Origin of the sequence: Gymnodinialimonas mytili, assembly GCF_037544085.1 — a bacterium.
GTDB classification, from domain to species: Bacteria; Pseudomonadota; Alphaproteobacteria; order Rhodobacterales; family Rhodobacteraceae; genus Gymnodinialimonas; species Gymnodinialimonas mytili.
Map to the genome: position 1 here is coordinate 322,487 of NZ_JBBIFW010000004.1, position 19,784 is coordinate 342,270.

Below are 19,784 nucleotides of genomic sequence, written 5' to 3' on the forward strand. Positions count from 1 at the left end.
GTATTGATATACGCTAAGCGCCTCACACCGGATCAAAAACCGGTGTTATCCCGGGGATTTAGCGGAAGCGTGCCACGAAATTTCGCAAGATTTGCTCCGGCGCGGTGATGGGTTCCGCCAAGACGGCCTGGGTGAGGTCATCGGCGTCTTCCGGCGCGAAATAGCCCCGGTCGCGATAGATCGCGATACGCTGTGCGAAGTTTTCGCCGCGCGCTTCGGGGTGGAATTGCGTGGCATAGACGTTTTTACCAGCGCGGATCATCTGGAACGGACAGGGGGCGGAGGCGACCAGATGCACCGCGCCATCGGGCAAGTCCTCGACCGCCTCTTTGTGGCCAACCAATGCGCGAAAACGCTCTGGCAGATCCGCCAACAGCGGATCCCGCACGCCCGCATCGGTCAGGCGACAATCCACACCGCCAATCGCCTCGCCATAGCGGCCTTTGCCCACCGGCGCGCCGAGCGCAGCGCCCAGAATGCCCATCCCATAGCAACAGCCCAGATACGGCATATCGCGGGACAGAATCTCCGGCATCAGCGCCATGATATCGGCCTCGATCCTGGCCTCTAGTGGGTCTTTGGTGGCGGGATCGTCACTGACACAGCCAGGGCCGCCACCGACGATCACGCCCGCATAATCCTGCAGCGTGACAGCACCCAGACGCCCCTGATCCAGCCGCACCCGCGTGACGTCGCCTTCGGCCAACCCGCCGCGGGATAGGAACGCCTCGAATTCCTCGTCCGCGGCGGCATCTTCGGGGCGCAATTGCAGGATCAGGAAACTGCTCATGCGGCCGCGAACCGCCGCACCAGGCGCTTTTCCATCCGCGCATTGGGGATTTTCACGCCGCTGCGCTCGACCTCTTGCCGTTTGACGATGCGCCAGCCGTGCCGCTTAAAGAAAGGCTGCGCGAGCAGGCTGGCCTCCGTTTCCAATCGTGCAAGCCCCTGGGTGCGAGCGCGCCCCTCGATCACTGCATAGAGCGCCGCGGCCACACCCTTGCCCATGACTTCTGGCGCGACATAGGCGAAGTCGAGATATCCGGTTTCCATATCCATCGTCATGAAGCCCAGATGCCGCCCGTCGCGTTCGGCGACGATGGTCACCGCCTCTTCCACGCGAGCGCGCCATCCTTCGGAAGTGGGCGGCGCGTTGCACCAAGCCTGGCGCTGTTCGGCAGAGTAATGCTGGGCCGTGCCCTCTTGCACCGCGCGATGGAACAGCGTTGCCAGCCCGATCGCGTCCGCGGGGCGGTAAGGGCGAATGATCAGACCATTCATAACACCGACAAGGCCCCGGTCAGATCGGCGATTAGATCCTCGGGATCCTCCAAGCCCACCGACAACCGCACCAGACCGCGCGTGATGCCCAACGCGTCGCGCTGTTCATCACTCAGGCGTTGATGGGTCGTCGTGGCGGGATGGGTCGCAATCGACTTGGCATCGCCCAGATTGTTGGAGATCTTAATAATCTCCAGCCCGTTCAGGATCTTGAAGGTGGCCGCCTGCCCGCCCTTGACGTCAAACGCGATCAGGGTGCCCGGCGCCTCCATTTGCCTGGTGGCCAGCGCATGTTGCGGATGGCTTTGCAGACCCGGGAAGATCACCCGTTCCAAAGCGGGATGGCCATCCAGCGCTTCTGCAATCGCCTGGGCCGAGGCCGCCTGCGCGCGGACTCGCAGATCCATCGTCTCCAGCGCCTTCAGCATGACCCAGGCATTGAAGGGCGACATCGCGCCGCCGGTATGCTTCAGGTATGGCTCGACGGTTTTGCGGATGAAGTCTTTCGTCCCAAGGATCACCCCACCCAAACAGCGCCCCTGCCCGTCAATATGCTTGGTCGCGGAATAGACCACCACATCGACACCTTGGGCGATGGCATCGGAAAAGACCGGCGTGGCGAAGACATTGTCGCAGACAACTGTTGCCCCAACCTTATGCGCGATCTCCGAAACAGCGGCGATATCCACGATCTCAAGCGCGGGGTTCGACATGGATTCGAAGAACACGGCCTTCGTATCGGCACGCACTGCGTTTCGCCATTGATCCAGATCGGTGCCGTCCACAAACGTGACCTCAACCCCGTAACGGGTCAGCACATCTTCAAGGATATAGAGGCACGAGCCGAACAGCGCACGCGACGAGACGACGTGATCGCCGGCGCGCAGCATTGAGGTCAGTGCCCCATTGACCGCCGCCATGCCGCTGGCGGTGGCAAAGGCATCTTCGGCCCCTTCCAGCGCGGCAATGCGCTCTTCGAACATCGCAACGGTCGGATTGCCGTAGCGGGCGTAGATATATTCGTCCTCACCGGATTTGATAAAGCGCTGCTCAGCCGCCTCGGCGGTCTCGTAGACAAAACCCTGGGTCAGGAACATCGCCTCGGACAATTCACCATATTGGCTGCGGCGGGTGCCCTGATGGACCGCGCGGGTGCGTTTCGACCATTGCCGTTTCGATTGGGTGTCTTTCATCCCCACATCCTCTTGTTCTGGTCCGAAACAAGGCCCGGACCGGGTGATGGTCGGGGCAGGCGCCGATCTCGCGGCGGCCTCGACCTCTTTAGCGGAATGTTTAACGTGGCCCGCAATCCGGTTCACAAATCGCCACACGCGCGGGTTAGGCCGCTGCGCCAAATCCGTCAAGGCGCATTTGTGTGAGCGCAGATCGGCCGGTCATCGCCTTGTCATGGGGGCGTCACGTATTTGTAGTGGAACTGCCCTAGGTCACCCCCAACGTCTGGTAGGCGTGAGGCAGGGATATGGGATTACTGCAAGTCAATTGGCGGGCAGATCGGCTGCATATTGCCGCGCAAAGCGGTATCGCCGCGGCGCTGGCCGAGGTGCCTGAGGGCCGCGCTGTCACGATCTTGATCCATGGCTATCGGTTCTGCCCCTCCGATCCCCGGCATAATCCGCATCATCACATTCTGTCGTTGACCCCGCGGGCGGGCTGTTGGAAGGCCGTCAGCTGGCCACGACATCTGCATATGGGACGTGCGGATGGGCCGTTCGGCATCGCTTTCGGCTGGCCTGCCCGGGGCCCATTGCGCCTGGTGGCCGACAGGGCCTTCGATGCGGGCCGCGGTCTGGGGCAATTGATCGAGGTCATCCGGGCCGTCCGCCCTGATCTTCGCCTCAACCTGATGGCGCATTCCCTGGGCGCGCGGGTGGCGCTGGCCGCGATTTCAGCATCTCCTGCACACAGCGTCGACCGTGCGATCCTGATCGCGGGCGCCGAATATCGCGATATTGCCTGCCAGGCACTGCAAGGGCAAAGCACCCGCGTGCTCAATATCCGCAGCGCCGAAAATCTGCCCTTCGACATCGCGTTTCGCGCCAGCGTACCCGCACCACATCTGGGCGCCCTACCCCTGGCTGCCGGGCAGAAAAACAGTCAGACTTGGATTGATCTGCGCATCGATTGCGCCCGCACCCGCGCCGATCTCGCCGCGCTGGGGCATCGCATCAAGCCACCTGCAACGCGGTTCTGCCATTGGTCGGGCTATATGCGACCGGGCCTCTTCGCGCTCTACCGCAGGGTGCTGGATCCACAGGAGGGGGCTGTCCTGACGCAGCTTCAACGGATCTCGACCCAGCCCCGGCACCGCCACACAAGCGGGGGAGATGGCGCGCAGCTTTCCCCCCTGTGATGGCCCCCACACCCCTTGTACCGCAGCGCCATGCCTCCGAAGTGTAGTCCACCACCATGTGCAGTTGGGGCTGACAGAGGCTAACCTTTCGTGCATGTCTGGTTTTTGAAATGAAATCTGCCTATCGTTGCAGATGACATTATCGCCCTAATCGCGGAGAGAGGGGCGGTAGAGTAACTGATCCAAGGGCCGGTTCACGCCGCCCAATGCAAACGGGGCCGTAAATGTCGTCCAGCTTTCTTCAAGGCGTCTCATTCTTTGTGCTGGTCCTGGTGATCCTTGGCGCAACCTTTGGCGGCTTTGGAGTGCTGTAGGAATGGCAAAGCGCTATGGCGGCGAATATAGCCCGACAGAACAGGCCCGCGATGGCGACACACCGCGCGAACGCGTCACGCATCAGCCCATGACGCTGGAGGTTGCCCCCTTCAAAGGCCGCACACCGCAGCGCCACGGCGCGAAGCTGAACATCCTGTTCATTCTGCCGCTGCTGACCATTTTCTCGGTCCTGTTCAATTCCGGCGTGATCGATATGGCCACCAATCTGGCGGGTGGCGCGATGCTGCTGCTGTCGGCTTGGCTGACCCGCGATGGCGTGCGGGCCGAAGACGCGTTCAACGAACGCAAAGTGGCCCGCAAACCCGCGATCCCGCGCAAGATTTTCGGCGCCGTGGCAACCGGGATCGGAGTTGGGCTGCTGATTGTCGGTGGCGGCGAAAGCGGTTTGGAATCGCTGGTCGCGGCCAATATCGTTGGCCTTCTGGCCGCTGGCTTGCACCTGTTTTCCTTCGGGCTCGACCCGCTGCGCAGCAAAGGGTTGTCGGGTGTCGACACGCTCACCAGCGACCGCGTGGCGCGTAAGATCGACGCCGCCGAAGCACTGTTGGACGAACAGAAAGACGCCATCCTGCGCGCCCGTGACCGCCAGTTGGAGGCGCGGGTGGACCGGTTTCAGACCACGGTGCGCGGGCTGTTTCGCCAGGTCGAAGAAGATCCCCGCGATCTGAATGCCGCCCGCCGTTACCTGGGCGTCTACCTGCAGGGCGCGCGCGACGCCACAGTGCAATTCGTGGCGCTTTATGCACGCAAGAAAGACCCCAAAATTCGCGAGGATTACCTGCGGTTCCTCGATGACATGGAACAGAATTTCGCCAACCGCAAAGAGGCGCTGCTGATCGATGATCGCACGAATTTCGATGTCGAGATCGAAGTGTTGCAACATCGGCTCCAGCGCGAAACCCAATTTCTCGAACGCCAGAGCGACAGCTAAGTTAGAAGGACAAGACCATGGAAACCGAAGTGCACCAGAAGGCCAAAGAGGCCGAAACGCTTGTCAACGAGCTGAACGAGATTGTGCTGCCCGCCCCGTCCGCCGATCTGGTGCCCCTGCCCGAGGCCGATGCGCCGACCCAAGAAGAAATCCGCACCCGGATGTCAGAGATCGATATGGGCGATACCAATTCCATCGTGTCGTTTGGTTCCACCGCCCAGGCCGAGCTTCAGCAGATTTCCCAGGCGATGCTGGCGGGCGTGAAAAACAAGGATGTGGGCCCCGCCGGTGACAGCCTGCGCGATATCGTCGGCACGATCCGCGGTTTTTCCGTCGATGAGCTGGACCCCAACCGCAAGCAAAGCTGGTGGGAGCGTTTGTTCGGCAAGGCCAAGCCGGTCCATGATTTCCTGGCAAAATATGAGGATGTTCAGGAACAGATCGACAAGATCACCGACAACCTGCTGGCCCATGAGCACACGCTGATGAAAGACATCAAGTCGCTCGACAAACTGTATGAAAAGACGCTCGACTTCTACGATGAACTGGCGCTCTACATCGCTGCCGGTGAGGAGAAGATCAAGCAACTCGATGACACCGTCATCCCGGCGAAAGAGGCTGAAGTGCAGGCCGCGCCCGAGGATCAGCAGATCCTGAAGGCACAGGAATTGCGCGATCTGCGCGCCGCACGTGACGATTTGGAACGCCGTGTCCATGACCTGAAACTGACCCGTCAGGTGACGATGCAGAGCCTGCCGTCGATCCGTCTGGTGCAGGAAAACGACAAATCGCTGGTCACCAAGATCAACTCGACCCTGGTCAACACGGTGCCGCTTTGGGAAACCCAACTGGCCCAGGCCGTGACCATCCAGCGCTCGACCGAGGCTGCGAAGGCCGTCAAGGAAGCCACCGATCTGACCAATCAGCTTCTGACCCAGAATGCCGCCAATCTGCGCGAAAGCAACAAGATGGTCCGCGCAGAGATGGAGCGTGGGGTCTTCGACATCGAAGCTGTCAAAACCGCCAATGCCGAATTGATCGCGACGATCAACGAAAGCCTGGAGATCGCCGATGAGGGCAAGCGCAAGCGGGCCGAGGCCGAAGCCGAGATGGTCAAGATGGAAGCCGAACTGCGCGACACGTTGTCCGCGGCCTCCGCTCGGCGGCCCGCCGCCGACGCAGATGTGATCGACGGTGACGCGCAACCTGTGCAAAGGTAAGGTCTGAACAGGACTTACGACGCGGAGCGCTCGGCTTTGGCCCATCGCATATTTTTTGCTGCCTGCACGTTTCTGGCATCTTTTGGTTTAACGGCCTGCATGCCGGTCGCCCCGGATACCTCCCCTCGGCCCGCCCCACGGGCTGAGGCGCCCGCTGCCCCGGCCCCCTCAGCCGAAAGCGTGAGTCTGGCGCGCTATTACCGCAGCGTTGAATCGCGGCTGGTCGGCAACGGCATGCTGCGCACAGATGGCGGTGGGCCCGATACACCGTTTTCCGCCGCGCAATTGGCGACGAATTTCGAACGAATTGCGCTGTTTGACGAATATACCCTTCAGGGTGAACGGTTTGTGGCGCGCGAAACCGTCTCGCGTCTAAGGCGCTGGAATGCGCCAGTACGGATTCAGCCGCATTTCGGCGCCAGCGTCGATGCCAGCCAGCAGGCCGAAGATCGCTCGGTTCTCAGCACCTATGCCACGCGTCTGGCGCGGATCAGCGGCCATCCGATCCGTACGGTCTCATCCGGGGGCAATTTCCACGTTCTGTATATGAACCGCGATAGCCTTGCCGCGTCCGGTCCTTTGTTGCGTCAATTGGTGCCGGGCATTTCCGAACCCACGATCCGCGAGATCCAGAACCTGTCACGCTTTACCTTCTGTTCCGTCTACGCCTTTTCGGCTTCGGGCAGCTCAACCTATATCGCCGCCATCGCGGTCATCCGCGATGAACATCCCGATCTCTTGCGCCGATCCTGTGTGCATGAAGAAATCGCCCAGGGCCTGGGCCTGCCCAATGACAGCCCCGGCGCACGTCCCTCGATCTTCAATGATGATGAGGAATTCGCGCTATTGACCCGCCATGATGAGTTGCTGTTGCAGATGCTCTATGACCGGCGGCTTAGCCCGGGTCTGACGCCTGATCAGGCGCGCCCCTTGGTGCGCCAGATCGCCGGAGAGCTGACCGGCGGGCCATCTTGATCCGCCACATCGCGCTTTACGCGGCTTTGACCCTGATCGCGGTGCCCGGGATCGCCCTGTCCGAAACGGCCCATGGTTGGATTTCCTCCGGTCTGGGCATGGAGGTGCGGGCCGTCCGTGTGGCGGGATGGCATCCTGTGGGTGGGCAGCTCTACGCCACCGACGCCATCACGCTTTGGCAAGCCGAGGGGCCGGGCTTGACCATCCCCGATCAAGAGGCGGGCGTCACCGGCTATATCGATGCGGAAACGGGCCGCACCGCCGCCTTGGCGCTGATCTGGTCCGCCGACCCGGTTGCCTGCGGAGAGGATCTGGCCTCGGCGGGGATCGACACAGGCACTTTCGCCTTTCTGACACCGGCCGACGCCGCAGCTCTTGACGCCTATGCCGATCCGTCGATGGGGACGTATCATGGCACTTATGCCGATCAATTGGACGCGACGGTCCCGACAATCCCCTTCATGGCCACCCTGCCCGATGGCACCACCTTCCCTGCCACGGGGTCCGGTTGGGGCGATGGCGGATATCCGGTGGCCAGCCTGATCGATGCTGAGGGCGATACCGTCGCACTCTATGTGCAATTCATGGGGGGCGACGAGGATTGGCTTTTGCCGCCCCCGTGTGCGCCGGACCCAAATTCCTGACCTAGCAGCCTTCACAATATTGAACGGCGTTCAAACTTCTTGACTGAACGATGTTCAATTTGTTATTTGCAGTCTTGAACGTTGTTCAGGAGTGCCTCAGATGTATTACGTTGCCGATACGAACCGACTTCTTGCCGAAGGGGTTTTGACCCCACCCCAAGTTGAGACTTTGCGGCTGCAAGCCCGCGAAACCATGATGCAACTGGGGATCAATGCCCTGCTGGCAGGAGGGATCCTTGCCGCCACATTCGGCCTGATCTTCTGGCTGGCCAGCCCGATATCCGTCGCTGCGGTGGGCTTTGTAATGCTGGCTTCGGGCGCTTTTGCCCTAACTATGGGCCAGGAGACCCTGCGCTTTTTTGGAAACGCAGCCGCCCTGATCGGGGCCGGCATGCTGCTGGGTGGCGCGGGGTTTGAGCTTGCCAACAGCTACGAAGCCATAGCTGGACCTGCGATGATGCTCCTCGGCGCGACTGTAGCGGCGGCATTTGCTGCGATCCGGCACTATTTCCGCGACATTGCGCCTTTCACCCTCGGCGCCGTATTCCTGATGGGGGGCGCCTTGCACCTGGCGGGCTTAGGCTTCTGGGCGGAACAATTGGCATTGATTGGCTGGCCTGCCGTCCTGGCCTTTCTCTATGCCACCGCAGTCATCATAGCGTCCGGCATCCTGGTCAATGTCCGCTTTGTCACGGCCCTGGCTATCCTGCCCTTTGCCCAAGCCTTGTCCACCGGCACCGCCTATTGGCACGCGGTCTACGCCTTCTACTCGCCGGAATCGACGCTTTCGATCCTGCAAATGAGCGCTTTGGTCGCCGTCGGCCTGTGGGCGGCCAGCCGTCTGCCAGACCGCATCGGACGCCATGGCGGGATCCTGGCCACGATGGGCCTGATCGTCGCCAATCTCTGCGCCCTGGTCGGATCGCTCTGGGGCGATTGGGTCGGCGAGACGATCTGGGGACCTCAAAATCGCAGCATCCCCTTCGAGACATGGGAGGCCCGCCGCGATGCCGTCGACGCATTTCGCGAAACCGCGATACACATTCCGGATACGGCCTATTCCATCCTTTGGGCCGTGGCGCTTGTTGCCGTGATCATCTGGGCGGCCAATGGCGTGCGGCGCGGCGTCTTCAACACCGCCTGCACCTTCGCCTGTATCCACGCCTATACCCAAGCCTTTGAGACCTTCGGCGACGAACCCCTCGCCTACGTGATTGGCGGGCTGACCGCGATTCCGCTGGCCTGGGGCCTGTGGCAATGGAACCGCCGGATGCTCACTCCCTGAGCCCGGCTCGCGCGCGGGGAAGTCCTCCCCCCAATTCCCCGCGCGCACAAATCTGTAGCCGCATCGGATGAGTGCCTATATGATTTCCTGAAACGAACCGGATATTTAACAGGGGATGGCACCTCATGCCGATTATGGATTTTCTCAAAGGCCAGTTCATCGATGTCATCGAATGGACCGATGATACCCGCGACACGATGGTCTACCGGTTCGAACGGTACGGCAACGAGATCAAGTATGGCGCCAAGCTGACGGTGCGCGAAGGCCAGGTGGCTGTGTTCATCCATGAAGGCCAATTGGCCGATGTGTTCACGCCGGGCCTCTATATGCTTGAGACGAACAATATGCCGATCATGACCAATCTTCAGCATTGGGATCATGGCTTCAGCAGCCCGTTCAAATCCGAGATTTATTTCGTCAATACCAACCGCTTCACCGACCTGAAATGGGGCACCAAAAACCCCATCATGATCCGCGACAGCGATTTCGGGCCCACGCGAATCCGCGCCTTCGGCACCTATACCGTGAAGGTGAAGGATGCGGGCCTGTTCATGACCGAGATCGTGGGCACCGATGGCGAGTTCACCACCGATGAGGTGACGCATCAGATCCGCAACATCATCGTTCAGCAATTCAGCCAGGCGGTGGCCGGATCCGGCATTCCGGTGCTCGACATGGCCGCGAATACCGGCCAGATGGGTGATATCGTGGCCGAGAAGATCTCGGAAACCATCGCCTCCTACGGTCTGACCCTGCCGGAGCTTTACATCGAAAACGTCTCGCTGCCGCCCGCGGTGGAAGAGGCGTTGGACAAGCGCACCTCGATGGGCGTTGTCGGCGATCTGAACAAATACACCCAGTTCCAAACCGCCGAAGCCATGCGCGCGGCCGCCGACAATCCCGGCGGCGGTGGCGGCATGGGCGAAGGCCTGGGCATGGGGATGGGCATGGCGATGGCCAATCAATTCGCCAACAATATGGGCGGCCAGGCCCAGGCGCAGCCGCATCAGGCGGCCCATGCCGCGCCGCCGCCCCCACCGGTCGAACATGTCTGGCACGTGGCCGAAAACGGCGCGACGAAAGGTCCGTTCTCCAAGGCCGATCTGGGCCGCATGGTGTCCGACGGGTCGCTCAGCCGCGACACGATGGTCTGGACCGCGGGCCAAGACGGCTGGCTGAAAGCGGGCGATGTAACGGAACTGGCGCAGCTGTTTACCGTCATGCCACCCCCACCGCCGCCGCCCCCGGCGTGATCCTATAGTACCCAAAGCCCCGCCCAATCGGCGGGGTTTTTTGATCGAGCCGGGTCGATCTTCCGATCCATGGTTGGCGCGCAAGCGCGATTAGGCGCAATAACGCCCTCGCTTCTGCATTGGCTGGCGGATTGGCGCTTGCAAAGCGGTCCGTTCCGCGCCGTGGCCTGCATTTGGGGCAGCCCTGCTAGGCTCGACGCATGTTGTGGCTGTTCGAGATGTCCAGGAAGTCGCGCCCCTACAGGAACCTCGGGCCCGAGGTTTGGGACGATGAGCTGGAGCCAGGCGAAAAGCTACTCTGGACCGGGCGACCGGCGCGGGGGCTTCGGCTGACGCAGGAGGTCGCCGCACTCCTCGGTTTCGCTATCGCGGCGCATGGTGTTGGGGCGTTTATACTCTACCTGACGATTGGGGAGAATGGGCAGATACCGACAGCACCCCTGGTGTTCCTTGGCTTCCTATCATTCATCTTCATCGGCATTTCCGTGCTCTTCATCTGGTTCGAAACCTCGATGCGCAACTGCCTCTATTACGCGGTAACGGATCGCCGCGCGATCATCCTGAATACCCATGAAGGGCCGCCGTTTCGCCAGACCAGTTACCCGATCACACCGGATCTGAAGCTTTCCGTGTCGCTTGGGCGGCGGCAAACGCTGTGGTTCAAGCCGCGCGTCGAAACCTCGGTAGATAAGTCCGGGCTTGTCACCTATGCCGATCCAAAACAGGTGCGGGCAGGCGCCCATATGAATGTACGGGCAACGGCGCAGATTTCCTTTGACTCAACGGCGCCAAAGTCTTTCCGGTTTCTGGAAGACGCACGGGCCGTGCGCGATTTGATCGAACAGGTCGCGGACGGGACATATCGCTCTGCGCCCAGCACAGGGGGTTAGCAACGCTTTCGCGGCAGAAATCCTCAAAAACCGTTGAGCCCGGTTGTCTCGGTCCGTTGCAGATCACAGCCCAACGCTCTCCGAGCAAAAAGAAGTCATATACCTGCTAAGGGTGACGGCTGGACCGATCCCTCCTCCGCCGGCGCAACGGCCCGCTGATAGAGGTGCCAAGTGGTGTGACCCAGGATCGGCAGGGTGAAGATCAAGCCCAGAAACGCTGGAACAAGCGACACCAGCATGGTGACCGAGATGATCGCCGCCCAGCCCAGCATGACCACCGGGTTTTCCTTAACGACGCGCACGGAGGTGATCATCGCCGAAACGAAATTGGTTTCCCGGTCAAGCAGCATGGGCATGGCAATAACGGTCACCGAGAACAGCACAGCAGACAGCAAGGCCCCCACACCTGTGCCGATGGCCAGGAAGGTCCAACCCTCTGGCGTGAAGAAGATTGCGTTCAGGAACCCGTCGAGATTCGAGAAGGAAGCATTCTGTAGGATGAGCGCCAGCCAGAGCCGCACCTGGTAGATCCACACCCAGAAAATGAACAGGGTCACGAAGGCCATCCAGCCCATCTCACGCCTGCTTTGGCTGGCCATGACGGTGAGGATGTCCGACCAGCCGAACCTCTCGTCCTTCTGCAACCGACGCGACATTTCATACAGCCCGGCGGCGGCGAACGGTGCGACCAGCGGAAAACCCACGACGGCGGGAATGATCATCCAGATCTCACCGAACCAGGCCAAGATCCAGACAAACGCGATCCCGAACAATGCATAGAACAGGCCGAAAAAGCCGCTCATGACCGGGCGGGCCAGAAAGTCGGAAAACCCGGCCTTCAGCGATGCGGTGATATCCTGCGCCGTTACTGTATTGATCTTGGGCACGTCGCCATTCGGCGAGGTCAGATTGTTCGATGTTGCGGATTCCGTGGTGTCGGACGTCATGACACATTCCTCCCAAAACAGGGTGCTGCGCCGCTCTGTCTGCCAACAGATCCGGCACTGAAACAGGCGTCCCTCCACCGCGCGCAAGTGTGTATGAGACGCACCGTTAGAGCAAGGCGGCTGTTTCCACGCCGCCGATCGCTAGGGATGACGTCCTCGGCGATCCGACCCAGACAGCAGATCGCCGCCCATCACATCATCCGTTTCAGCAAGCCATCCTTCTTAATCACCTGGTGCCACAAAACCAGCCCAACATGGCCCGCCATTGCAGCCAAAAGCACCCAGCCCGCGCCGATATGCGCCCATTTGAAGACATCGCGCAGGGTGTCGTCGCGTGGCAGCGGGCGCGGCATTTCCCAAACCCCGAACAGGTTCACGCCGTAATTGCCATACATCACATAGAGCCAGCCGGTGATCGGCATGATCAGCATCGCGGCGTAAAAGACCTGCTCGACCCGGTGAATGAACGCATGCTCGCGCGGGGTCAGGGTCGGCGCCCAGGGTGGCAACTCTCCGACGCGGCGGTTGATGATCCGCAGTACCGCAACAAGCAACGCCACGAGCCCCAGGGATTTGTGCCAATTGTAATAGGTGTTGGTGCTGATCCCGGCATAGCTCGAATTGAAATCGATGCTCGTCATGATGTTGCCGCCGACATATTGCAGCGCGAACAAGATCACGATCAGCCAGTGAAACAATTTTGTCAGGCTGCCATAGCCGTGCGGTGAGTTGGTCAGTGCCATCGTCGTTTCCCCAAATTCCGGCCCACGGGCGCGGGCTGTTCCGTCAGAGGCGCCAGGGCGGCGCCTGCCGAGGTTACGCGCCATCCTGACGGATTATTCGCGGCATTGGGAAAAAACTGTCAGGCGGCCTTCCATTCCAAGCGGCGCGCATGCAGCACGGGCTCGGTATAGCCCGCAGGCTGATCGCGCCCTTTCAGCACCAGATCCATCGCCGCGGCAAAGGCGATCCCGTTGAAACCCGGCGCCATTGGGCGGTAAAGCGGGTCATCGGCATTTTGGCGATCGACCACTTCGGCCATCCGGCGGAAGACCTCGCCGACCTCGGCCTCGGTCACCACATTATGGTGCAGCCAATTGGCGATGTGCTGGGCACTGATCCGACAGGTGGCACGGTCTTCCATCAAACCGACATCGTTGACATCGGGCACTTTGGAACAGCCCACGCCCTGATCGACCCAGCGCACCACGTAGCCCAGAATGCCCTGGGCGTTGTTTTCGACCTCGCGGATCACCTGATCCCGACTCCAGCGGCGATAGGCGGCGAGCGGAATGTCCAACAGCGCCGTCACATAGGCGCGCCGGCCACCGGCCTCGAGCTTTTCCTGCACAGCAGCCACATCCACCTGATGGTAATGCAGCGCATGGAGCGTCGCGGCGGTTGGCGACGGGACCCAGGCGCAATTGGCGCCCGCGCGGGGGTGTTCGATCTTGGCCTCCAGCATCTCGGCCATGGCGTCGGGTTTGGCCCACATGCCCTTGCCGATCTGCGCCTTGCCGCGCAAACCGCATTCCAGACCGATATCGACATTCTGGTTCTCATAGGCCGTGATCCAGCCCTTGCGCTTGATGAAATCCTTGCGGCTGAAGGGCCCGGCCTCCATCGAGGTGTGGATCTCATCACCCGTGCGGTCGAGGAACCCGGTATTGATGAAGGCCACGCGATGTTTGGCGGCGCGGATACATTCCTTGAGATTGCAGGAGGTGCGCCGCTCTTCATCCATGATGCCGATTTTGACGGTAAATTGCTCAAGGCCCAGGGCCGCCTCGACGCAGGTAAAGATCTCATCGGTGAAGGCGACCTCCTCGGGCCCGTGTATCTTGGGTTTGACGACATAGACGGATCCGGTGGTGGAATTGCCGCCCGTCCGGCTGAGATCGTGTTTGGCGATCAGAACCGTGATCAGCGCATCCATCAGGCCTTCATAAACCTCGGACCCATCGGCCAGCAGGATGGCCGGGTTGGTCATCAGATGGCCAACATTGCGCACCAGCATCAGCGCACGGCCCTTCACGGTGAAGGACGATCCGTCAGGCGCGGTAAAGGCCTTGTCGGTGGACAATCTGCGGGTCACCTGTTGGCCGCCCTTCTCAAACGTCTCCTCCAGATCTCCGCGCATCAGACCGAGCCAGTTGGAATAAGCCAGCACCTTGTCCTCGGCATCGACACAGGCCACGGAATCCTCACAATCCATGATGGCCGAAACCGAACTCTCCATCCGGACATCCGCCAGCCCCGCCTGATCGCGGGCCCCGATCGGATGGGCGCGGTCGAAGACCAGTTCCACATGCAGCCCGTTATTGACCAGCAGCACCGAGTCCGGCGCTTTGGCGCGGCCCGTATAGCCCGCAAATTTCTCAGGACTGACCAGAGGCTTGTCATCGATCAGCAAAGCGCCCTTGTCCACGTGGTAGCGCCGCACATCGGCGTGGGAGGCCCCGTTGATCGGAAACGCATCGTCCAGGAAGACACGCGCTCGTGCCACCACACGGGCGCCGCGACCCCGGTCATAGCCCCCGGGCGCAGGCAAGCTACCCATCGCATCGGTGCCGTAATAGGCATCATAGAGGCTGCCCCACCGCGCATTCGCCGCATTCAATGCAAAGCGGGCATTGGTGATCGGCACGACCAATTGCGGACCGGCCACCTGCGCGATTTCCGGGTCGATCTTAGTTGTCTCGATATGAAACGCGTCACCCTCGGGGACGAGATAGCCGATCTCGGTCAGGAAATCCTGGTAGGCATCGGGATCGTGGGCGCTATGGCGGTGGGCAATGTGCCATGTGTCGATCTGGGTCTGCAAGTCCGCGCGTTTGGCCAGGAGAGCGGTGTTTTTCGGGGCCAGATCGGTGAAGAGCGCGGCGGCCGAACGCCAGAACGCATCGATCTCGATCCCCGTTCCGGGCAAGGCCCGCGTCTCGATGAATTCCGCAAGGCTTTGCGCCACTTCCAAACCCGCCCGGTTCACGCGATCGGCCATGGGTCCCCTCCGACTGTCGGTCTGCATTTGTGTGCCAGATAGGCGAATTTTGAGCAGTGAGGCAAGCAATTGGTCATTTTCCCTGACCGGTCCGCCCTAGCCTGTGGGGGGCTTGGCGCGCTTGCGCCGGCACCTGTCGGAGCAATAGCGAACCTCGGTCCAGACCTTGGCCCATTTCTTGCGCCATGTGAACGGACGCCCACAGGTGGCACAGTCCTTCTGCGGCAGGTCGGATTTCTTGCGCGTCTTGGCCATGACAGCGCAGATAGGCGGGTGGCAGTCAGAGACCAGGACTTGCGCCCGCTGCGCGGTCGCCCGAGGCAATTTTTGTTGCGGAAAGGGTGCGTGTGGGAGGCGATGGGCCCTGCGGGGCGAGTTTTTTGGCCAAGATGAAAGGGGGCGTGGCGCAAGGATGTCCGCGGTGGGGATCTTTGTGTAGATCAAGAGAATGATAGTTCGACAGGCCAAGGCCGAAGATCTGGAAGCTGTGGCTGAGATCAGCCGTACCGCCTATGGGCCTGCCTATTTGCCCGTGATCGGTGCCTTGCCGCGGCCCGCAATCGAAGATTATCGCCCCTGGATCGCCAAGGGCCGGGTATGGCTCTGCAAGGTTGAGGCGCGCCCAGTCGGCGTATTGGTGATGGAGCCGCATTCGGAGGCGTGGATGGTGTGGAGCGTTGCGGTTGCTCCACCGGCTCAGGGACGTGGATTGGGCCTGATGCTTTTGCGTTATGCGGAAGAGGTGGCGCGGCAAGCAGGTGTCCTGCGGCTGCGCCTGCATACGAATACGCGGATAGTTGGCAATATCGCGGTTTATGAGCAGGCAGGGTTTCAGGTGACCCGGGTCGTCGCCCATCCGAGCCGGAGCGGCCATAGCTTGGCCTATATGGAAAAGGATTTGGTCTAAAGCCTATTGCGATGAGGCGCGCGGCGACCAGATGCGCTGGCCCTGGTGGGCACGGGCGGTGTCGAAGACGGGCGTCCCGTTCTCAATGCGCAGAGCAACGGCACCAGATTGCGACAGGGTGGCGGGGCTGAGAAACAGGCAATCGGCGCGCGATGAAGATTGCGCCAGCGCGGCGCCAGACGGGATCTGCGGCGCGACCAGTTGCGCGCGGGTCAGATCGGTGGCCGCTTGCAGGCTGACGGGCACCGGATCGTCGGGATGGTTGTTCATGACGACAATGTCATGGGCGGCGCAGGCGGCCTCGGCCTCGGCCAGGGCGCGGCGCCCGGTGGCGTGCCAGAGCGTCAGTTCGCCCAGTTGCGTCACTTGGCCCGCACCCGCTTCCGCCCAGCCGGGCCGCGCCGCGGCCTGCGACTGATCGGCCATGTCCCCATCGTTTTCCAGCCAGATCCCCGCGACAAAACCATCGCCGCGCTCGCGGCTGAGGGCCCGGCCTTCAGTCCCCAGATGCCCCACCAGGCCGCCGCCCTCCGAGATCAGCACCGCGGGTCGATCCGCACCCTGCCAAAGCGCCAAGGCCGCCGCCATGGGCAGGACCGAGACGAGGCGCCCGCGCCCGTCCCACAGGCACAGCCAGATGCCGCCCAGGGCCATCAACGCCAAGACGACTGAGGGCGGGCTGGCGACCATGCGGATAGCACCGGGCAGATCCGCCACACGCTCAGCCACTGCCAGGATCCAGATCAGGGCCTGTTCCATGATCCAATAGGCCACCCAATCCAACCCAAAGGGCGACAGCAACAGCGCCAGGACGGCGAAGGGGATCACGACCGAGCCCATAACCGGCACCGTCATCAGGTTGGCGATCAGCCCATAGGCTGCCAGCCGGTTGAAATGCGCCGCGGCAAACGGGGCCGTGGCCGCGCCTGCCAGGACCGAGGACATGACCAGACCGAACGTGCCCTTGGCCCATCGTGGCCAGCGCCGCAGCCACTCCGCCCCGCGCAGGGCGTTGAACCCCGCCACCAGGGCCGTCGTCGCGGCAAATGACATCTGAAAACCCGGGCCGAGCATCGTTTCAGGGCGGCGGATCAGCACGATGATCGCCGCAATCGCCACCGAACGCAGGGTGATCGCACGGCGGTCGATCAGCACGGCGGTAAACATGACGGCGACTTGGATGAAAGCGCGCTCTGTCGCCACATTGCCGCCGGACAGCGCCAGATAGAACGCGCCCGACGCCAAGGCGCCGACAGCCGCCCATTTGCGGATCGGATAGCGCAGGGCCAGGGGCGGGATCAGCGCGAGGATCAGCCGCAGGGACGCGTAGACAAAGCCGGTCAGCAGCCCCATATGCAGGCCCGAAATCGCCAAAAGATGGGCGATATTGCTGTCACGCATGTCTTGGATCGGCCCCTGTTCCAGGCCCGACCGGTCACCTGTCAGGACCGCCGCCGCGAAGGCGCCGGGCTGGCCTGGGATGGCGGCCTGAATGCCCGCAGACATCCGCATCCGCAGGCTGAACAGGGGCGTGGCGCCCTCCTCCGGTGGTTCCAGCAGCAGAACAGGCACGCGGGTATAGCCGACACCGCCGAGAGACTGAAACCAGGCGTGGCGCTGGAAGTCGAACCCGCCGGGCTCCGCCGCGCCGCCGGGGGGCGAGAGGTGACCTGTGGTGAAGACCATTGCACCCGGAACCGGGTCGATAAAGCCCTGATCGCCGTGCAGGGCAACGCGCACCCGCAGCGGTGTGTTGCGCACATTGTCCAGCCGGACCTGATCCAGGGTCAGTCGCAGCGCATTGCTGGCGGATCGGTCGATGCCAACGATCCGCCCCTCGATCGGCCCATAATAGCGGAAATCGATCACCGGCCCGGCCACGTAATGGGCGCGCTGCCCGGCCAGGGCCACGCCGCCCGCCACCAGCATCAATGCGATCCCGAGCGGACCAAGCACCTCGCGCTGCAGGATCAGCAAGCCGAGGCCCAAGGCCGCTACGAAACCCCAGGCAGCGTAGACCAGAGCGCCGGGCTCGACCGGCATCGCAAAGTAAATCCCGACACCCAAGCCCAGACACACGGCGGACCAGGGCATCAGCGCCCCGCGCTGGCCCTGCTGGACCGCGTTGACCGCGTGAAGGATCCCAACCGCGCGCATATGCCCTTCCCGTTTGCCGCATCCTTGCGGGCAGAGACCCACCGTCCCTTGCCGATCCAGACCGGCCAAGTTAGCTAGGCGCGACCGTGCCAGAGCATGGTTTCCAATTGGTTAACGCGACCGCGCGCCGTTTACGGTTTCCGCGGGAAAGGCCCCGACATGTCACAGCAAGAAATCGTCACCCGCATCGCGCCCTCACCCACCGGCTATATGCATATCGGCACCGCGCGCACGGCCCTGTTCAACTGGCTCTATGCCCGCAAACATGGCGGCAGATTTGTGCTGCGGGTCGAGGATACGGACCGCGCGCGATCCACACCCGAAGCGACGCGGGCGATCCTCGACGGTATGGCTTGGCTGGGGTTAGATTACGACGGCGAGGCGGTCAGCCAATTCGCCCGCGCGGAGCGTCACCGCGAGGTGGCCGAGCAGATGCTGGCCCAAGGCCACGCCTATAAGTGTTTCTCAACCCAGGAAGAGATCGCCGCCTTCCGCGAGACTGCGAAGGCTGAGGGTCGTTCGACCCTGTTCCTCAGCCCTTGGCGCGACCGCGAAGATCACCCCGCCGCGCCCTATGTGATCCGGCTGAAAGCCCCACGCGAGGGCGTGACGGTGATCGCGGATCAGGTCCAGGGCGATGTCACGATTCAGAACACGACGCTCGACGACATGATCCTGCTGCGCTCTGATGGGACGCCGACCTACATGCACGCGGTGGTTGTGGACGATCACGATATGGGCGTGACTCATGTGATCCGCGGTGATGACCACCTGAACAACGCGGCACGTCAGATCCAGATCTACGCCGCCATGGGCTGGGAGGAGCCGGTTTGGGCCCACATCCCGCTGATCCATGGCGAAGACGGCAAGAAGCTCAGCAAGCGCCATGGTGCCACGGGTGTGATGGAATATGCCGAAATGGGCTATCCGGCCTCGGCGATGCGGAATTATCTGGCGCGGCTGGGATGGGCCCATGGCGATGACGAATTGTTCACCGATGCCCAGGCGCTGGAATGGTTCGACCTGGGCGGGATCGGCAAATCCCCGGCCCGGCTGGATATGAAGAAATTGGCCAATGTGGCCGCCTGGCATATTGCGCAGACCGACGATGCCGATCTGGTCGCACAGGTGCAGGGCTATCTGAGCGTCACAGGGCAAGACAGCCTTTCGCAGTCGCAGCAAGACGCGCTTGGCGCTGCGATGTATTGCCTCAAGGATCGCGCCAAATCCCTGCCCGATCTTTTGGAAAAAGGCCAATTTGCATTGGCCGAACGCCCGCTTAGCTTTGATGACAAAGCCGCAAAGGTGCTCGATCCGGTATCCCGTGGTATACTGAATGAATTGACTGCGCAGTTGCAGAATGTTAGCTGGTCGCGAGACACGCTGGAGGGTGTGCTCAACACTGCTGCAGATTCCCATGGGTTGAAATTCGGCAAGCTGGCCGGACCGCTGCGCGCGGCCCTCTCGGGGCGCATGATCTCGCCCTCCGTGTTCGATATGATGCTCGTCATCGGCCGCGACGAAACGCTCGCCCGACTGACAGATGCCGCCTCCTCCGGCGACTAGGCGTGGGGGGCAGACAAGGG

General features: G+C 62.0%; 18 protein-coding genes and 1 riboswitch. Of the genes, 10 read left to right on the plus strand and 8 right to left on the minus strand.

Annotated elements, in window-relative coordinates; all coding sequences use genetic code 11:
* Positions 1-58 precede the first annotated feature (58 nt).
* The 3 genes from V8J82_RS17985 to metZ are packed head-to-tail and all read right to left on the minus strand — an operon-like array spanning position 59 to position 2,474.
* Positions 59-790: a glutamine amidotransferase gene (locus V8J82_RS17985; RefSeq protein WP_339977286.1), complete on the minus strand. Its 732-nt coding sequence runs from the start codon at positions 788-790 to the stop codon at positions 59-61.
* On the minus strand, positions 787-1,281 hold the full coding sequence (locus V8J82_RS17990; protein ID WP_339977288.1) for a GNAT family N-acetyltransferase: 495 nt from the start codon (positions 1,279-1,281) through the stop codon (positions 787-789). Before V8J82_RS17990 ends, V8J82_RS17985 begins: the two co-directional genes overlap by 4 nt.
* Positions 1,278-2,474 carry an O-succinylhomoserine sulfhydrylase gene (gene metZ / locus V8J82_RS17995; protein ID WP_339977290.1) on the minus strand — a complete coding sequence of 399 codons (1,197 nt, stop codon included), beginning with the start codon at positions 2,472-2,474 and terminating at the stop codon, positions 1,278-1,280. The genes V8J82_RS17990 and metZ overlap by 4 nt, the downstream gene beginning before the upstream one ends.
* Before the next feature lie 67 nt (positions 2,475-2,541).
* A riboswitch (SAM riboswitch) is annotated at positions 2,542-2,620 on the minus strand.
* A gap of 141 nt (positions 2,621-2,761) precedes the next feature.
* Here metZ and V8J82_RS18000 point away from each other — a divergent pair.
* The 8 genes from V8J82_RS18000 (at position 2,762) to V8J82_RS18035 (ending at position 11,186) form a co-directional block, all read left to right on the plus strand.
* Positions 2,762-3,652: a hypothetical protein gene (locus tag V8J82_RS18000; protein WP_339977292.1), complete on the plus strand. Its 891-nt coding sequence runs from the start codon at positions 2,762-2,764 to the stop codon at positions 3,650-3,652.
* A gap of 316 nt (positions 3,653-3,968) precedes the next feature.
* Positions 3,969-4,919: a 5-bromo-4-chloroindolyl phosphate hydrolysis family protein gene (locus V8J82_RS18005; RefSeq protein ID WP_339977294.1), complete on the plus strand. Its 951-nt coding sequence runs from the start codon at positions 3,969-3,971 to the stop codon at positions 4,917-4,919.
* Positions 4,920-4,936: 17 nt separating this feature from the next.
* Positions 4,937-6,139: a toxic anion resistance protein gene (locus V8J82_RS18010; RefSeq protein ID WP_339977296.1), complete on the plus strand. Its 1,203-nt coding sequence runs from the start codon at positions 4,937-4,939 to the stop codon at positions 6,137-6,139.
* 99 nt (positions 6,140-6,238) lie between these two features.
* A complete protein-coding gene (locus V8J82_RS18015) occupies positions 6,239-7,114 on the plus strand; it encodes a DUF2927 domain-containing protein (protein WP_339977298.1) in 876 nt (291 codons plus the stop codon).
* The gene (locus V8J82_RS18020; protein ID WP_339977300.1) at positions 7,111-7,758 is read left to right on the plus strand and encodes a hypothetical protein; all 648 of its coding nucleotides are present in this window, start codon (positions 7,111-7,113) and stop codon (positions 7,756-7,758) included. Before V8J82_RS18015 ends, V8J82_RS18020 begins: the two co-directional genes overlap by 4 nt.
* 100 nt (positions 7,759-7,858) lie before the next feature.
* Positions 7,859-9,043: a hypothetical protein gene (locus V8J82_RS18025; protein WP_339977302.1), complete on the plus strand. Its 1,185-nt coding sequence runs from the start codon at positions 7,859-7,861 to the stop codon at positions 9,041-9,043.
* A gap of 125 nt (positions 9,044-9,168) precedes the next feature.
* Positions 9,169-10,296, plus strand: a complete 1,128-nt coding sequence (locus tag V8J82_RS18030) for an SPFH domain-containing protein (protein ID WP_339977304.1) — start codon at positions 9,169-9,171, stop codon at positions 10,294-10,296.
* A gap of 218 nt (positions 10,297-10,514) precedes the next feature.
* Positions 10,515-11,186: a hypothetical protein gene (locus V8J82_RS18035; protein ID WP_339977306.1), complete on the plus strand. Its 672-nt coding sequence runs from the start codon at positions 10,515-10,517 to the stop codon at positions 11,184-11,186.
* Between the two features lie 95 nt (positions 11,187-11,281).
* On the opposite strand, the gene V8J82_RS18040 is transcribed toward V8J82_RS18035, so the two are convergent.
* From V8J82_RS18040 to V8J82_RS18055, 4 genes are all read right to left on the minus strand, one after another.
* Positions 11,282-12,133 carry a DUF2189 domain-containing protein gene (locus V8J82_RS18040; RefSeq protein ID WP_339977308.1) on the minus strand — a complete coding sequence of 284 codons (852 nt, stop codon included), beginning with the start codon at positions 12,131-12,133 and terminating at the stop codon, positions 11,282-11,284.
* Positions 12,134-12,324: 191 nt separating this feature from the next.
* Positions 12,325-12,960 (minus strand): cytochrome b, encoded by a 636-nt coding sequence (locus tag V8J82_RS18045; RefSeq protein WP_339977310.1) that lies wholly within the window; start codon positions 12,958-12,960, stop codon positions 12,325-12,327.
* A gap of 35 nt (positions 12,961-12,995) precedes the next feature.
* A complete protein-coding gene (locus tag V8J82_RS18050; RefSeq protein WP_339977312.1) occupies positions 12,996-15,134 on the minus strand; it encodes a malate synthase G in 2,139 nt (712 codons plus the stop codon).
* 96 nt (positions 15,135-15,230) lie between these two features.
* Entirely contained in the window at positions 15,231-15,389 is a 159-nt protein-coding gene (locus tag V8J82_RS18055; protein ID WP_339977314.1) for a DUF2256 domain-containing protein, read from the minus strand.
* Positions 15,390-15,582: 193 nt separating this feature from the next.
* On the opposite strand from V8J82_RS18055, the gene V8J82_RS18060 reads away from it, so the two are divergent.
* On the plus strand, positions 15,583-16,041 hold the full coding sequence (locus V8J82_RS18060) for a GNAT family N-acetyltransferase (protein WP_339977316.1): 459 nt from the start codon (positions 15,583-15,585) through the stop codon (positions 16,039-16,041).
* A gap of 3 nt (positions 16,042-16,044) precedes the next feature.
* Here the strand turns inward: V8J82_RS18060 and V8J82_RS18065 are convergent, their stop codons facing one another.
* A complete protein-coding gene (locus V8J82_RS18065; protein WP_339977318.1) occupies positions 16,045-18,135 on the minus strand; it encodes a ComEC/Rec2 family competence protein in 2,091 nt (696 codons plus the stop codon).
* A gap of 222 nt (positions 18,136-18,357) precedes the next feature.
* Here V8J82_RS18065 and gltX point away from each other — a divergent pair, with 222 nt between their 5' ends.
* Positions 18,358-19,764 carry a glutamate--tRNA ligase gene (gene gltX, locus V8J82_RS18070; RefSeq protein ID WP_339977320.1) on the plus strand — a complete coding sequence of 469 codons (1,407 nt, stop codon included), beginning with the start codon at positions 18,358-18,360 and terminating at the stop codon, positions 19,762-19,764.
* Positions 19,765-19,784: the final 20 nt, after the last annotated feature.